Source organism: Collinsella intestinalis, assembly GCF_902501455.1.
Classification (GTDB): Bacteria; Actinomycetota; Coriobacteriia; order Coriobacteriales; family Coriobacteriaceae; genus Collinsella; species Collinsella intestinalis.
Genome location: NZ_CABWIC010000007.1, coordinates 746,666 through 762,519 on the forward strand (window position 1 = coordinate 746,666; position 15,854 = coordinate 762,519).

Annotated in this window: 12 protein-coding genes; 3 read left to right on the forward strand and 9 right to left on the reverse strand. The window is 64.2% G+C overall.

Annotated features, from left to right (window positions below; genetic code table 11):
- Nucleotides 1–260: 260 nt before the first annotated feature.
- Together AOBCEHNH_RS04755 and AOBCEHNH_RS04760 are read left to right on the forward strand one after the other, a co-directional pair.
- Entirely contained in the window at nucleotides 261–2,996 is a 2,736-nt protein-coding gene (locus tag AOBCEHNH_RS04755; protein ID WP_152063346.1) for an ATP-binding protein, read from the forward strand.
- Nucleotides 2,989–3,702 carry a response regulator gene (locus AOBCEHNH_RS04760; protein WP_152063347.1) on the forward strand — a complete coding sequence of 238 codons (714 nt, stop codon included), beginning with the start codon at nucleotides 2,989–2,991 and terminating at the stop codon, nucleotides 3,700–3,702. Before AOBCEHNH_RS04755 ends, AOBCEHNH_RS04760 begins: the two co-directional genes overlap by 8 nt.
- Here the strand turns inward: AOBCEHNH_RS04760 and AOBCEHNH_RS04765 are convergent.
- Nucleotides 3,699–4,781, reverse strand: coding sequence for a 6-phosphofructokinase (locus AOBCEHNH_RS04765; protein WP_152063348.1), 1,083 nt, complete (start codon nucleotides 4,779–4,781; stop codon nucleotides 3,699–3,701). The genes AOBCEHNH_RS04760 and AOBCEHNH_RS04765 overlap by 4 nt on opposite strands.
- A gap of 286 nt (nucleotides 4,782–5,067) precedes the next feature.
- On the opposite strand from AOBCEHNH_RS04765, the gene ppk1 reads away from it, so the two are divergent.
- Nucleotides 5,068–7,395 (forward strand): polyphosphate kinase 1, encoded by a 2,328-nt coding sequence (gene ppk1, locus AOBCEHNH_RS04770; RefSeq protein ID WP_152063349.1) that lies wholly within the window; start codon nucleotides 5,068–5,070, stop codon nucleotides 7,393–7,395.
- Nucleotides 7,396–7,506: 111 nt separating this feature from the next.
- Here ppk1 and AOBCEHNH_RS04775 read toward each other — a convergent pair whose 3' ends face one another.
- The 8 genes from AOBCEHNH_RS04775 to AOBCEHNH_RS04810 form a co-directional block, all read right to left on the reverse strand.
- Nucleotides 7,507–9,393 (reverse strand): ABC-F family ATP-binding cassette domain-containing protein, encoded by a 1,887-nt coding sequence (locus AOBCEHNH_RS04775; protein WP_152063350.1) that lies wholly within the window; start codon nucleotides 9,391–9,393, stop codon nucleotides 7,507–7,509.
- Nucleotides 9,394–9,472: 79 nt separating this feature from the next.
- Nucleotides 9,473–10,306, reverse strand: coding sequence for a phosphate ABC transporter ATP-binding protein PstB (pstB, locus tag AOBCEHNH_RS04780; RefSeq protein ID WP_152063351.1), 834 nt, complete (start codon nucleotides 10,304–10,306; stop codon nucleotides 9,473–9,475).
- Nucleotides 10,303–11,268 carry a phosphate ABC transporter permease PstA gene (pstA, locus tag AOBCEHNH_RS04785; protein WP_006722296.1) on the reverse strand — a complete coding sequence of 322 codons (966 nt, stop codon included), beginning with the start codon at nucleotides 11,266–11,268 and terminating at the stop codon, nucleotides 10,303–10,305. Before pstA ends, pstB begins: the two co-directional genes overlap by 4 nt.
- Nucleotides 11,261–12,172, reverse strand: a complete 912-nt coding sequence (pstC, locus tag AOBCEHNH_RS04790) for a phosphate ABC transporter permease subunit PstC (protein ID WP_006722295.1) — start codon at nucleotides 12,170–12,172, stop codon at nucleotides 11,261–11,263. Before pstC ends, pstA begins: the two co-directional genes overlap by 8 nt.
- A gap of 34 nt (nucleotides 12,173–12,206) precedes the next feature.
- On the reverse strand, nucleotides 12,207–13,139 hold the full coding sequence (locus AOBCEHNH_RS04795) for a phosphate ABC transporter substrate-binding protein (protein WP_152063352.1): 933 nt from the start codon (nucleotides 13,137–13,139) through the stop codon (nucleotides 12,207–12,209).
- A gap of 307 nt (nucleotides 13,140–13,446) precedes the next feature.
- Nucleotides 13,447–13,605 (reverse strand): hypothetical protein, encoded by a 159-nt coding sequence (locus tag AOBCEHNH_RS04800; RefSeq protein WP_193221181.1) that lies wholly within the window; start codon nucleotides 13,603–13,605, stop codon nucleotides 13,447–13,449.
- Between the two features lies 1 nt (nucleotide 13,606).
- A complete protein-coding gene (locus AOBCEHNH_RS04805; RefSeq protein WP_152063353.1) occupies nucleotides 13,607–15,034 on the reverse strand; it encodes a Sapep family Mn(2+)-dependent dipeptidase in 1,428 nt (475 codons plus the stop codon).
- A 118-nt stretch (nucleotides 15,035–15,152) separates the two neighbouring features.
- Entirely contained in the window at nucleotides 15,153–15,824 is a 672-nt protein-coding gene (locus AOBCEHNH_RS04810; RefSeq protein ID WP_226803266.1) for an HAD hydrolase-like protein, read from the reverse strand.
- Between the last annotated feature and the right edge of the window lie 30 nt (nucleotides 15,825–15,854).

Here is a 15,854-nt window from a genome sequence, read left to right on the forward strand (position 1 = left end):
ATGCCTATGATCGGGATCAGGACGTTCATGTAACCGCTCCTTCCGAGAATCACGGGTGGCACCCTTCCCCGAGTGCCTGGTAACAGTAAACGGCGAAGCGGATTAAAACGGTGTTAGGGTGATGCCCTCCGGCCTTAAGATGCCGTAAAGATGCAGCTGAGCGGATGCGGCGCCCCGAACGGAGCCCTATACTCATCGCATGCTCGAGGCGGCCCATCCCGCCGCCGCAATCGATCCACACCGGCGAGAAAGGCCTCGCAATGTCATGCGCTGCATCCGACGTACGGGCGAACCCCGACCTCCTGCTCAGAGCGCTCGAACAGGACGCCCACACACAGGAGCGCCGCGAACGCCGAGGGCACCTCAAGATCTTCTTCGGGTACGCCGCGGGCGTGGGCAAAACCTACGCCATGCTCCAGGCCGCGCACGCCGCCAAGAGGCGCGGCGTGGACGTCGTCGCCGGCTATATCGAACCTCATGAGCGCCCCGAGACGGCGCGCCTGTCGCGGGGCATCGAGCGCATCCCGCACATGTCCATCGAGCACAATGGCATCGAACTCGCGGAATTCGACCTCGACGCCGCCCTGGCCCGTGCGCCGCGGCTAATCCTCGTCGACGAACTCGCGCATACCAATGCACCGGGCTGCCGCCATGAAAAGCGCTATCAAGATGTCGAGGAGCTCCTGCGCGCCGGCATAGACGTCTACACCACGGTCAACGTCCAGCACATCGAAAGCCTGAACGACATGGTGGCCTCCATCACGGGCGTCGTCGTGCGCGAGCGCATCCCCGACCGCGTCTTCGATGACGCCGACCAGGTCGAGCTCGTGGATATCGAGCCCGAAGACCTGCTCGAGCGCCTCAAGGCCGGACTCGTGTACCGCGCGGCGCAGGCCGACCGCGCGCAGCGCAATTTCTTCAGCATCGAGAACCTCACGGCATTGCGCGAGATCGCACTGCGCCGCTGCGCCGACCGCACGGGGCGCCTCGCCGACGCCGCGCGCGTGCTCGGCAACCGCGACTACTACACCAGCGAGCGCATCCTGGTCTGCCTCTCCCCCGCCCCCACGAACCCGCGTATCGTGCGGGCGGCCGCGCGGCTGTCGAAGGCCTTCCACGGCGAACTCGTCGCCCTGTTCGTCGAGAGCCCGCGAACCCAGACCATGGACGAGGACGAACGCGCCCGCCTCTCCTCGAACAGCGCCCTCGCCGAGCAGCTCGGCGCGCAGGTGGAAACGGTGTATGGGGACGACATCGCCTTTCAGATCGCCGAGTTCGCGCGACTGTCCGGCATCTCGAAGATCGTCATGGGGCGCACCGGCGAGGCGCACGGCCTGCATCACGCGCTCTTCGGGCGCAAATCGCTCGTGGAGAGGCTGATCGCCATCGCGCCGAACCTCGACATCTACATCATCCCCGATCAGCCGGCGCCGGCCAGGCGGGGCCACGACCGGCAAGCGGCCTCGGGACCCCATCTGCCGAGCAGGCGGGATATGCTGCTCACACTGGGTCTATCCGCCATCGCCACGGCAGTTGGCACCGCATTCCGCGGACTCGGGTTCGCTGACTCGAGCATCATCTCCCTCTACATCCTCACGGCCCTGCTCACGGCCGTCACGACCACGGGGCGCGTCTGCACCATCGTGTCGAGCATCCTCTCGGTGGTGCTCTACAACTTCTGCTTCGTGACACCGCTGTTCTCATTCGACAGCTACGACCGAAGCTACCTCGTGACCTTCGCCATCATGTTCGCGACCGCGATGGTGGCCGCCGAACTCACCGCGCGCCTCACCGACAACGCGCGCGCCTCGGCGAAAAACGCCTTCAGGACCCGCGTGCTCCTCGAAACCAACCAGCTCCTGCAACGGGCCCAGGGACCCCAGGCGCGAGCGCGCGTCGCCATGAGCCAGCTCGTGAAGCTCCTCAGGCTCGACGTCGTCTTCTACCCCGCAGACGGCGACCTGCTCGGGGAGCCGCTGTATGAGAGCGCCGGGGCCGAAGACCACCGCACGTCCCTGTTCACCGAATACGAACGCGCCGTGGCGACGTGGACTTTCAACAACAACAAGCACGCCGGGGCGAGCACTCACACCCTGCCAGAGGCGCAGTGCCTCTACCTTGCGGTGCGCGCGGGCAACGAGGTGTTCGGCGTCGTGGGCATCGATCTGAAGGGACGCGTGCTCGAGGCGTTCGAGCACTCCATCGTCCTGTCGATCGTCGGCGAGTGCGCGCTCGCCCTCGAGAGCGACAAGGCGGCGCGAGAGCGGGAGGAGGCCGCCGTGCTCGCCAAAAATGAACAACTGCGCGCCAACCTGCTTAGATCCATCGGCCATGACCTGAGGACGCCCCTCACCGCGATCTCGGGGTCGGCCGCGGTGCTGCGCGATGGTGGGGAGAAACTCGAGGACGCGAAACGACTCGAGCTCGCGGACGCCATTTATAACGACTCGCTCTGGCTGATCGACACCGTCGAGAACCTCCTCGCCATCACCCGCATCGAAGATGGCGACATGCAACTCAACCTCACGTCGGAACTCATGGACGAGGTCATCGCCGCCGCACTCAGCCACGTCGCCCGCGAATCGCACGGGCACCGCGTGACCATCACGCACACGGACGAGATCCTTTTGGTGAAAATCGATGTCCACCTCATCATGCAGGTGCTCACGAACCTCATCACGAACGCGTTCAAATACACGCCGAAGGGCTCGACCGTGACGATCGGCGCGCGACGGGAGGGTTCATCCGTCGTCGTAGAGGTCGCCGATGACGGCCCGGGTGTCTCCGATCGCGACAAGCCCCGCGTCTTCGACCGCTTCTTCATCGCCGAGGGCCCTCGCCCCGTCGACTCCCATCGAAGCTTCGGCCTCGGTCTGTCGTTGTGCCGCTCCATCATCGAGGCGCACGGGGGTATCATCGAAGTCGCCGACAACAAGCCCCATGGAGCGGTCTTCCGCTTCACCCTTCCCGCCGAGGAGATCGAGATACATGAATGACGCCGCGCACCCAAGCATCCTCGTGGTCGAAGACGACCCGGCGGTCCGTAACCTCGTGACGACCGCTCTCGACCTGCACGGCTACAGCGTCGAGAAGGCGACGGACGGCGAGACCGCCATCATGGACGCGGCATCGCGCAACCCCGACCTGATCATGCTCGACCTCGGCCTGCCGGACATCGACGGCGTCGAAGTCATCAACAAGATCCGCAGCTGGTCGGCCGTTCCCATCATCGTCATCTCGGCGCGCGTCGAGGACTCGGATAAGATCGGCGCGCTCGACGCCGGCGCCGACGACTACCTGACGAAGCCGTTTTCGGTTGAGGAGATGCTCGCCCGCGTCCGCGCCAACCTGCGGCGCTCGACCATGATCACCGCCGAATCCGTCGAGTCGAGCACCTTCGACAACGGAGGCCTGCACATCGATTACGCCGCGGGATACGCCGAGCTCGACGGCGAGCGCCTCTCGCTCACACCCACCGAGTACAAGCTCCTCGTGCTTTTGGCGAAAAACGTCGACAAGGTGCTCACGCACACCTTCATCACGCACGAGATCTGGGGGACGAGCTGGGACAGCGACATCGCGAGCCTACGCGTGTTCATGCGAACCCTGCGCAAGAAGATCGAGGCCGACCCATCGCATCCCGCTATGATCCAGACGCACGTCGGAGTGGGCTACCGCATGCAGCGCCTCGAGCCCCGCTAAGCCTCGTCGCCGAAGGAGATGCCGAGGGCGCGAGCCTCACGCACCAGGTCGCCGGCAGGGTCGACGCGCTTGAGCTTGCCGGCGACCTCCGCCAGCGGTACGCGGCGCATCTCGCCGTCGCGCTGGGCCACCATAAAGCCGTACTCCCCCTCCAAGCAGCCCAACGCCGCCTCGACACCGCACTGTGTGGCGAATACGCGGTCCTGCGCATCGGGCTGACCGCCGCGCTGGGTGTGCCCGGGCACCGCCACGCGGGTCTCGCGCCCGCAGCGCGCCTCGACCTCACGGGCGATGTCGTAGGCGATAGACGGCGACGTGCGCGCCGCCACGAGCTTCTTGTACTCCTTCTTGGACAGCGCCGCCTCCTCGCGAGAAATGGCGCCCTCTGCGACCACGATGATGGTGAAGCGCGCACCCGACTGCATACGGCGGTCGATCGCGGCGATCACGCTATCCATCTCGTAGGGGATCTCGGGGATCAGGCACACATCCGCACCGCCGGCGACAGCGGAATACAGGGGAATCCAACCGACCTTGTGCCCCATGATCTCGATCACAAAGACGCGGCCGTGGCTGCTCGCGGTGGTGTGGATGTCGTCGATGCACTTGGTCGCGATCTCGACCGCACTCGTGAAGCCGAAGGTGATGTCGGTCCCCCATGTGTCATTGTCGATGGTCTTGGGCAGCGCGATCACGTTCAGGCCCTCCTGCGCCAAGCGGTTGGCGGTCTTGGTGGAGCCGTTGCCGCCCAGCATGAACAGGCAGTCGAGGCCGAGTTCGCGATAGGTCCCCTTCATAGCAGCGACCTTGTCCACGCCGTCGGCCTCGGGAATATCGAGGCGCTTGAAGGGTGTGCGGCTCGTGCCCAAGATCGTGCCGCCGCGCGTGAGGATGCCGCTGAAGTCGGCAGGGGTCATCTTGCGGAATCGTTTGTAGATGAGGCCCTGATAGCCATCTTCGAAACCGAAGATCTCGACCGGCTCTCCCGAGCGATGGTCGAGAGTCTTGACGATGCCGCGCATCGTCGCGTTGAGCGCCTGGCAATCGCCACCGCTGGTCAAAAGGCCGATTCGAACCATAGGTACCCCTCACGTTCATGGTGCGCGCCCGCCGATGGGACGGCATCCGAGGTCTTCTCACACGTTCATCAGTGTACGCCCAACGGCGCCTCACGCGGCTCATCCGCGCCCATCGCTTACATTCACGCGAGTCTTTAACACGTTCGAAAGCAGCGTGTAAAGAGCTCATCATGGCTGCGCGCTACACTCGGGTTCAGTCCGGACACGGCGATAACCTTGAGACATTCATGCGACTTCGCAGACATCATCACTTCCAGGTATCGCCGCAACACACGAGGGGGCCATCATGGGCAATGACGGACACGATAAGAAGCGCGACATGACCTACACCCAGAACCGAGAGCTCTCCTGGCTCCGATTCGACGAGCGCGTGCTCGCCGAATCGATGGATGAATCCGTGCCGCTGTTTGAGCGCCTGAAATTCATCGCCATCTTCGAGAGCAACATGCGCGAGTTCCTCATGGTCCGCATGGGTGGCCTCTCGAGCCTGGCGACCCTCAAGCGCCAACCGCGCGACAACAAGAGCGGAATGACCCCCTCCGAGCAGGTCGCCGCCGTGTTCTCCGAACTGCCGGGGCTGTTCTCCAAGGCCTCCGCATCCCTCGACGCCATCGAATCCCTCTTGCGCGCCAAAGGCATCGAACGCATCACGCCCCCGGAGCTCATTGGGACCGAGCGCGACACGGTGCGGAGCTATTTCAACCGCAACGTGCAGCCCATCTTCTCCCCACTCATCATCGACCCGCGCCACCCGTTCCCCAACCTCCGCAACGGGGCCCTCTACGTGGTCTGCACGCTCGCGTCCGCATCCGAGGATGAGCAGGGCCTGCTCGGCATCATCGAGGTACCGACCTCCCTTCCCCGTGTGATCGAGGTCTCCAACGAGAACGGCCTGTTGCGCTACATCCTGCTCGAAGACATCATCCTGGCATGTCTCGATTCATGCTTCGGCGCCTACGCCCCGCAGGACAGCGCCGTGATCCGCGTCACCCGCAACGCCGACCTCGATCCGGACGGCGAGGGAGTCGAGGAGGACGAGGACTACCGCCAGCACATGAAGAAGGTGCTCAAGAAGCGTCTGAGGCTGCAGCCCGTGCTGCTCGCCATTCACGGCGACCTGGGCAGAGATGCCGTCAAATCCATCCGCAAGGCGCTGCACCTGACCCAACAGGCGGTGCTTTCCGTGAATATGCCCCTCGACCTCGGCTTCATCTTCTCCCTTGAGGGCAAGCTCCCCGCAGCGGCACGTGAGAAGCTCCTGTTCCCCCCGTTCGCACCGCAGCCGAGCCCGATGTTCTGCCCGGGCGAACCCATGCGCGAGCAGGTGCTCGCCGGCGACAAACTGCTCTTCTATCCATATGAATCCATGAACACGCTGCTCGACCTCATCAATGAGGCGGCACACGACGACGCCTGCATCTCGCTGCGCATCACCCTCTACCGTGTGGCCCGCCAGTCGCGCTTGTGCGAATCCCTGATTTCGGCCGCCGAGCACGGCAAGGAGGTCACGGTCCTCATGGAGCTGCGCGCGCGGTTCGACGAGGAGAACAACATCGCCTGGGCGGAGCGCCTCGAAGAGGCAGGCTGCACGGTCATCTACGGTGCCGAGGGCTTCAAATGCCATTCCAAAATCTGCCAGCTCACCTATCACAACCAGGGGTGCATCGAGCGCATCACGCTCCTGGGCACAGGCAACTTCAACGAAAAGACGGCGCGCCTGTACTCCGACTTCATGCTCATGACGGCGCATGAAGGCATCGGCGAGGACGCCAATGCGTTCTTCCGCAACCTGACGCTGGGTAACCTGCACGGCGAATACCGTTATCTCGGTGTCGCGCCCGCCGGTCTCAAGCCACTCGTCATGGACGGCCTCGACCGCGAGATCGCCCGTGCACGCGCCGGTATGCCCGCGCACGCCTTCTTCAAGATGAACTCTCTGACCGACCGTGAAGTGATAGACAAAATCGCCGAGGCGAGCCGTGTGGGCGTGCGCGTCGACATGATCATCCGTGGCATCTCATGCATGCTGCCAGGTATCGAGGGCAGCACCGACAACGTGCACATCCGCTCGATCGTCGGGCGCTTCCTGGAGCACGCGCGCGTCTACTCGTTCGGCGAGGAGGCGGATACGGTGTACCTGTCCAGCGCCGACATGATGACGCGCAACACCGAGCACCGTGTCGAGATCGCCTATCCCGTCCTCGACCCCACCTGCCGCGCCATGGTGCGTGACTACATGGCCGACCAGCTGCGCGACAACGTGAAGGCCCGCGAGCTCGACGCACGCGGACGCTGGGTCCCCGTTGCCCGCGCGGAGGGCGAGGCGCCCTTCAACGCGCAGGAGCGCCTCATGGCGCAAGCCATCGAGCGCGCCCGAGCCGCTGAAGAGGAACGCGCGCGGCGAGCCGACGAGGTCGAACGCGCCACGCGCGACAAGATCGTGCGCTTCGCACAAGCCCCGGCCAGCACGAACACATGCGGGCCCGCTCCCGCCAAAGGGGAGATCGTCCAGGCCGAGGCGACCATCATCGCGCCGGCGCCCCATCCCGCCGAGGGCCGCTTCAAGCGCGGCTGGCGCATGATTATGAGTGGCTTCAAGGAGATGCTCTCCTAAGGAACCCCAATATGTAATTGGGGACGGATGCGTTTTACACATCCAGACGAGTGCGCGCCGAGGATTCACCCCTCGGCGCGCTCATTTTCAACCTCAAAAAAGGGACTGTCCCTAAATTGAGGTCTCTAGGCGCTCGCTCGCCTCAAGCCATGCCATCTCGAGCTCGTCGAGCTCGTCGCGAGCGGCAGCGACGGCATCCTGCTGAGCGGTGAGCGCGGCAAAGTCGGTGGGATCGATGCCGAACATCCCCCGCTCCAGCTCCTCGACCTTGGCGCGACGCGTCTCCATCTTGCGCTCGAGGGAGGCGACCTCCTTTTTGAGGCGCTGACGCTCCGCATTCGAGAGCCCGTTCCGAGGACCCTGAGCGCCCGTCTGCGGGACGTTCGAAAGATTGGGGTCACCCCCCTGACCGCCGTTGAATCCAGGGGCCTGAGGACGCGCGGAGCCGCCCGCGCTCAAGCCCTCCGTCAACCGGAGATACTCATCCACGCCACCCGGCACGTGTCGCAGGGTGCCGCCGATGAGCGCCCACTGCTGGTCGGTCACGCGCTCCATGAGGAAGCGGTCGTGCGTGACCAGGATGAGCGTTCCGGGCCAACTGTCCAGCAGGTCCTCCACAAGCGCGAGCATATCCGTATCCAAGTCGTTGCCGGGCTCGTCCAGGATGAGCACGTTAGGCTCCTCCAAAATAGTGAGCAGCAGCGACAGGCGGCGCTTCTGACCACCGGAAAGATCCTTGATGCGGCTCCACATCTGTTGCTGCGTGAAGCCGAGGCGCTCAAGGAGCTTCTCGGGGCTCGTTTCCTTGCCCTCCACCATCACATAGCGCTTGCCACGGGCGAGCACCTCTCGAATCGTATCGTCCTCGACGGGCTTCAGCTCATCGAGCTGCTGGGAGAGGACGCCGAAGCGCACCGTGGACCCGATCTTCACCCGACCGCGGCGAGGGCTGAGCTTGCCCTGGATGACGTTGAGCAGCGTGGTCTTGCCCGCGCCATTCTCGCCCAACAGGCCGTACCGATCGCCGGCGCCGATGAGCCAGGTCACGTCAGAGAGCACGGGACGTGAGGACGCGGGGGCGCCGGACCCGTCCTCCGCCGCACCGTTCTCATAGCCCGCATCGACGTCGATTACATCAATGACCTGCTTGCCCAGGCGGCTCACCGCGAGGCGCTTCAGCTCGAGTTCGTTGCGCATGGGAGGAACGTCGGCAATGAGCTCACGAGCCGCCTCGACGCGAAATTTCGGCTTGGTGCTTCGCGCTTGCGCACCGCGCGAGAGCCATGCAAGCTCCTTGCGCGCCATGTTCCGACGGCGCTCCTCGGTCACGGCGGCCATGCGGTCGCGCTCAACACGCTGCAGGATATAGGCGGAGTAACCGCCCTCGAACGGATCGACGCAGCCGTCGTGCACCTCCCACATGGAGGTGCAGACCTCGTCGAGGAACCAGCGGTCGTGCGTGACGACGAGCATGGCGCCGGATCCGCGCTGCCAGCGGGACTTGAGATGTTCGGCGAGCCAGTTGATGGTGCGCATGTCCAGATGGTTGGTAGGCTCGTCCAGCATCAGGACGTCATAATCCCCGATGAGCAGGCGCGCCAGGTCCACACGGCGGCGCTGACCACCAGACAGCTCCCCCACCAGGCCCTCCCAGGGCACATCCGCGATGAGGCCGTCCAAGATCTGACGGACGCGCGGGCTCGCGGCCCACTCGTACTCGGGAAGGTCACCCACCACGGCCCTATGCACCGTGGAGGCGCTGTCGAGCGCATCGCGCTGCCCGAGCACGCCGACCGTCACATCGCGGCGGCGCGTCACGCGCCCCGCGTCCGGCGGAACCGCCCCGGAAAGCACGCCGAGCAAGCTCGACTTGCCGTCGCCGTTCTTGCCGACGATGCCGATACGGTCACCCTCGTTGACGCCCAGGGTCACGTCCTGGGCGATCAACTTGGTGGGAAACTCCAGATGCACGCTGTCGCAGCCGAGCAGAATGGCCATAATCGCAGCTCCTCGCTTCTCGTATTCACAGCCATTCATCTTAACAGTCCACCCAGATAGCGGACGGGTTGATTGCCCCCTAGGAGAACATGCCCGTAAGGTAATCGTTCAGGCGCTTATCCTTGGGGCGCTGGAAGATCTGATCGGTCTGGCCGCACTCGACCATGTCGCCCATGTAGAAGAAAGCGGTGCGGTTGGACACGCGGCTCGCCTGCTCCATGTTGTGCGTCACAATCACGATGGCGCGCTCTTTGACCACGCTCTGCATGAGCTCCTCGATCGCCAGGGTCGAGATCGGGTCGAGGGCCGAGCAGGGCTCGTCGAACAGGATGACGTCCGGATGCATGGCGAGCGTACGGGCGATGCACAGACGTTGCTGCTGACCACCGGAGAGCGAAAATGCACTCTGGTTCAACTTGTCCTTAACCTCGTCCCACAGGGCGGCGCCGCGCAGAGACTCCTCGACCAAGGCATCGAGATTCTCCTTGCCACGCAGGCCGTGGCGCTTGGGCGCGAACACGATGTTCTCGTAGATCGTCTTATGGAACGGGTTCGGCTGCTGGAACACCATGCCGATCGAACGGCGCAGGTCGTAGAGGTTCTCCTCGCGCGTGTTGATGTTGCGCCCGTCGTAGATGATCTCGCCCTCGACGCGGCAACCCTTGATCTCGCGATTCATGAGGTTCAAGCTGCGCAGGAACGTGGACTTGCCGCAGCCGGACGGGCCGATCAACGCGGTGATCTCACCCTTGTGAAACGCCAGTGAGGTATCGTGCAGCGCATGGTTCGAGCCGTAATAGACGTTGACGCCATGCGTCTCGAGCACGACCTCGGAGGTGGGGGGCATCTCGGCGGCGGCGGTGCCGATGACCACCTGGTCCATGGCGGTCTCGCCCGTAATCACTTCACTCATTCGGCGGTCATCCTTTTTGCCAGGGCCTTGCCCGCAAGGCGGGAGAGCACGTTGAACAGAAGCACGCAGATCATCAGCAAGGCGGCGGTTCCCCACACGATATGCTGGGCCTCGGGGCTGCCCTCGCCGTAGATCTTGTAGATGTGCACCGCGAGCGACTCGCCGGGGCGGAAGATATTCCAGGCGCACGTGGGGCTGGAGAAGTTGAGCGTGAGGAAGTTCAGGCGCACCGGGCTCGACATGCCGGAGGTGAACAGCAAGGCCGCGGCTTCACCGAACACGCGGCCGGCGGAGAGCACGACGCCCGTGACGATGGCGGGCATGGCAGCCGGGATGAGCACGTGAACCGTGGCCTCCCAACGCGTAAGGCCCATGGCCAAGCATGCGTCGCGCTGGTGCTGGGGCACGTCCTCGAGCGCCTGCTGGATAACGCGCACCAGAATCGGGATATTGAACATGGTGAGCGCCACGGCACCGGAAATGATCGAGTACTTCCAACCGAAGTTCACGGAGAACACGAGGAAGCCGAACATGCCAACGACGATGGACGGCAGCGAGGACAGGGTCTCGATGGCCGTGCTCGCAATCGCGGTGATAGGGCCGTCCGGAGCGTACTCGGTGAGGAACACCGCGGCCCCAAGGCTCACCGGCACCGAGATCAGCAGCGTGATGACAAGCAGGTAGAAGGAGTCGAACAGCTGATAGGCAACGCCGCCGGCCGCGCCGTTGGAACGGCTCGGCTGCGTGAGGAAGCCCGGGGTCAGCAGGGTGGAGAGGCCCTCGTAGAGGATATAGGCCACCATCGACACGACGATGAGCATGACGAAGCACGCGATGCCGGTCAAAACGGCGGTGGCGATGCGGTCGCCGCGCTGGGCGCGCAGGATGTGGCCCTCGTCGATGGCGAGCGGGCGGGGTGCACCGGAAGCAGGTGCCTGAGTGGTGGTGCGCTTATCAGCCACGGGACTTCGCCCCCTTCTTGCCAATCATATGGATGATCAGGATAAAGATGAGCGACATGCCCATCAGCAACAGGCCAAGAGACCACAGCACGTCCTTCTGCACCGAGCCGTCGGCGTAGATCGCCATGCTGGTGGTGAGGGTCGTGGTGATGGTCGAGGCCGGAGACAGCAAAGACAGCGGCATGACCTCGGCACCACCGATAACCATGCGGACCGCCAGCGTCTCACCAAAGGCACGCGTCATGCCGAGGATGACTGCGGTCATGAGGGAGGGCATCGCGGACTTGATCACGACGTGGCGAATGGTCTGCCAGCGCGTGTATCCGAGCGCGAGCGAACCCTGACGATAGCCATCGGGCACGGCGCGCAGGGCGTCCATGGAAAGTGTGGTCACCGTCGGCAAGATCATGATGGCCAGCACGACGGCGCCGGGCAGGATGCCCATGCCGGTCTGCGTGCCGAAGATGGCCTTGCAGGCGGCGACGACCACGTGGAAGCCGATGAGGCCGAACACGACGGAGGGAATACCCACGAGCAGCTCGACGAGCGGCTGGAAGATCTTCTTGCCGAAGTCCGGGCGAATCTCGACCGCAAAGATCGCCGACCCGATGGCGATGGGCAGCGCGATGGCGGTCGACAGCAGCGTGACCGCGAACGACGTGACGATGAGCGGCAACGCCCCGGTCTGCGGCAGACCGGTCTCGGGATCTATGTTGGCAAGGCTCCAATCGGTCCCGGTGAAGAAGCCGACGAGGTCCACGCCGTCCTTGAAGAAGGTGGAGAGGCCCTTTTGCGCGACCATGACGATAAGCGCGAGGACCAGCAATGTCACGAGCGCGACGCACGCGCCCGTGACACCAAAACCGACCTTCTCAAGGTTGCGCTTGGGCATCTGTTTTGCCATGACGCACCTTTCGAAAGGATATGTGAAGAGGGTCTTACTTCTCGGTGACGACGCCGTTCGCGTCCTTCACCACGGCCATCTTGGAGACCGGGATGAAGCCCTGCTCGGCAACGAGCTCGCCCTGGACGTCATCGGAGAGCATGTACTCGAGGAAAGCCTTGGTGGCGTCATCGGCGTCCTTGGCGCAGTACATGTGCTCGGTGGCCCAAATCGGGAAGGAGTTGTCAAGGACGTTCTCGCTCGCGGGCTCCACGCCGCCGACCTTGATGGCGGTGAACTTGGAGTCATCGAAGTGGGAGAAGTCGATGTAGGAGATGGCGTTGTCGGTGGAGCCCATCAGGGTCTGGACGTCGCCGGACTTGTCCTGCTCGGGCTGGGCGGGCTTGTAGGTGTTCTTCTCCTCGCCAAAGACGGCGGCCTCGAAGGTGGCGCGGGTGCCGGAGCCCTCCTTGCGGTTGACGACGACGATCTCGGCGTCCTCGCCACCGACCTCGCTCCAGTTGGTGATGGTGCCGCCGAAAATGCCCTTGAGCTGCTCGAGGGTCAGGTCGTCGACGGTGACGTTCTTGGAGACAATCGGGCCCATACCCACGACGGCGACCTCGTGGTCGACGAGCTTGGCGGCGGCATCGGCGTCGAGCTTGGTCTCGGCGAAGACATCGGAGTTGCCGATGGTCACGGTGCCGGAGGACACGGCGGTGAGGCCGGCGCCGGAGCCGTTGCCGGAACCGGAGATCACGCAGTCGGGGTTCTCGTTCATGAACTGCTCGGCCGCAGCCTCGACGAGGGCCTGGAAGGAGGAGGCGCCGTCGTAGGTGACCTCGCCCACGACGCCCGCGGCGGCGTCGGCGGAACCAGCGGCAGGGGCCTCAGAACCACCGCAGCCAGCCAGGCCGAGACCGGCCACGGCGGCGACACCGCCGGCAAGGCCGAGGAAGGAGCGACGAGAGCAGGAATAATCGAACATGGTTCTCCCTTCGAGAGCAACATCGGCGTGATTTCGCGCCGGACGGAAAAACTGGGGTCCATCTTCATCCCCATGAGGCGTGTTCGGGCCCCATCCGTCGTACGGCAAGCACGATACCGCGCGCTCGCCGCCCATCTGCCCTCGTTCGCCGTCTCTTACGGCACTCTGACCGAGCATTACCACGTGCTTTGACCCGCCTTACAAGCGGCTTACATATGAAAAGGCGGTGTCACGCTCGACCGTGACACCGCCTTCAGCGAAATATGATGCTTCTTCCGAGCGGCTCACATTTCAACCGCTCAACGCCCTAGTGCTTCTTTTTCGGGCGCTTCTTCTTGGCGGGCTGATCCGCCTTCTTGGCGCTCGGAGCATCGTGGCGCTTGCGGTACAGATGCCCGCCGAACACCATCGACACGACGATAATGGCGATATAGAAGAGCTGCTCCCAGATATTCGGGGCCTCCATGCTAGAACTCCAATTCGTTCAAGCGTACGAGCGCGATGATGTACATCTTGAGGGCGTCTCGCAGGAGCTGCTCGTTGGCGGCCTCGTTCGGGCCATGCATACTGCCCGCCCATGCGGGGAGCTCCAGGCCGTTGTCCTCGGGACCAAACGAGACGGCGCTCTTGAAGTTGCGCGCATAGGTACCGCCGCCCATGGAGAAGGGCTCTGCGGGCTTGCCCGTGACCTCACGGTACGTGTTGAGCAAGGCGCGAACCGCCGGGCTGTCAGCGGAGACACTGAAGGGCTCCTTGGCGCGACCCGCGATAAACTCCGTGCCAAAGCGCGACGCATGGGCTCCGCAGATCATGGTCATCTCATCGGAGGTGGTGGAGTCGGGATAACGGACGTCGATGGTCTGAAGGATGTGACCGTCCGCGACCTCAATCGTACCGGCGTTGCAGGTGAGGGCGCCAAAGGCATCGCTCTCGGCGGCGATGCCAAGCCCCTCCCCCGCCGTGCCGTCATGCACCACGGAAAGCAGGTCCAGATAGGAGCGCTCCGCGGGATCAAGCAGGTCGGGCTGAGCATCCATAACCTCGTGCAGGTAGCCCGCCACGAGCGCGATGGCGTTGATCGTGCCCTCAGGAAGAGAGGCGTGTCCGCCGATACCCTGGGCGAAGATGCGCGTGCAGCCCTCGCCGGCATCCTCGAGCGTGATGCGATCCGCATTGGCCTGCGGAGCGGGAAGCTCGGACAGGGGCACGGCGATGATGCACTCGGACTGGCTGGGGATGGCGTTGGTCGCCTCGGCGCCGCTCCAAGAGCGAATGATGCCGTTCTCGATCTTCGCGCTCTTGAACGTGCCGCCAAAGCAGCCCTTCTCGGCATTGCACACGGGGAACTCGGCATCGGGAGTAAAGAGGAACAGTGGCTGCTCATGACCGGCCAGGTAGTGCTTGACGTCGGTCATGCCCACCTCCTCGTCGCAGCCGAGCAGCGCACGGAACGTGTAGCGCGGAGTGATGCCCTCACGCAGGAAGAACGCGCCGGCATAGAGCGACAGAACGGCGGGGCCCTTGTCGTCGATCACGCCGCGACCGAGCAGCCAGCCCTCACGACGCTCCATGGAAAACGGGTCCGTGCCCCAACCGGGACCGGCGGGGACCACGTCGACGTGCGCGATGGTGGCGATGTGCTCCTCGCACTCGCCCGGGATGTCTGCGATTCCGACATAGCCGTCATCGTCGGTCACCTCGTACCCCAGGCGCTCGGCGATGCCCAAGCTGCAATCGAGCGCGTCACGCACGGGTCGGCCGAACGGAGCGCCCGGTTCGGCCGCCGAGGCGTCGGCGACGGACGGATATGCCACCAGGGAGGCGATGTCGGAAACGACATCCTCCCAGACTTCATCGACGTATTTCTCAACGCTCTCCATCACATCCGCGCGCATGGGCGCTCCCTTCCCTCAGGTTATTCAGCAATGTGTAATTATGCCCAATAACTCAGGCGGCAGGCGATGGCGCGGACAAATGACCGATCAAAATACCGCCAACGGCAAGCTACACCGGCTACCACACGCCCAAAACGCGACCCACTTCGAGCATGTCCTTACATGCGGCGACCGCGCCAGCCTCCTCGAGCTCGCCAGGGACAGCGGCGCCCGAATAGATGCCGATACAGGGAATCCCGAGCTCGGCGGCACCCCGCACGTCATACATGCGGTCCCCCACCATCACGGCGTCGGCACTAGTCGCACCCAGGGCATCGAGCGCCGCGGCGATTGACTCCGCCTTGGTCTCGCGAAAACCGGGGATGCGCCCCGCAACGGCTTCGAATTGCGTGACGCCGAGGGAATCGAGCAACTTGCACGTCGGCGCCTCGACGCGCGACGTCGCCACAGCCAAACGCTTGCCAAGGGCCGCCAGCGCATCGAGAAGGTCGGCGGTATGCGGGAAAAGCGGGATATCCGCCGGTGTGACCGTTCGCTCAAACAGCGCGCGATACTCGGCGGCAACAACCTGCGCCTCTTGCTCCCCCATGTCCGTGACGAGCTTGATCCCGATCTCAAGCGGCGGCCCAATCAAAGGCAGCATCTGCTCTTCGCTGAGCTCATACCCGTGATTCGAAAGGACCGTTCCCACCGCGCGCATAATGGCCGGCTGAGTATCGGCGACCGTGCCGTCAAAGTCGAACAGCACCACGGGCCTCTCGTGTATCGGCAAGCCGTCGAATTCATGCATGGGCTCCACTCGCACCTTTCCATACTTCCT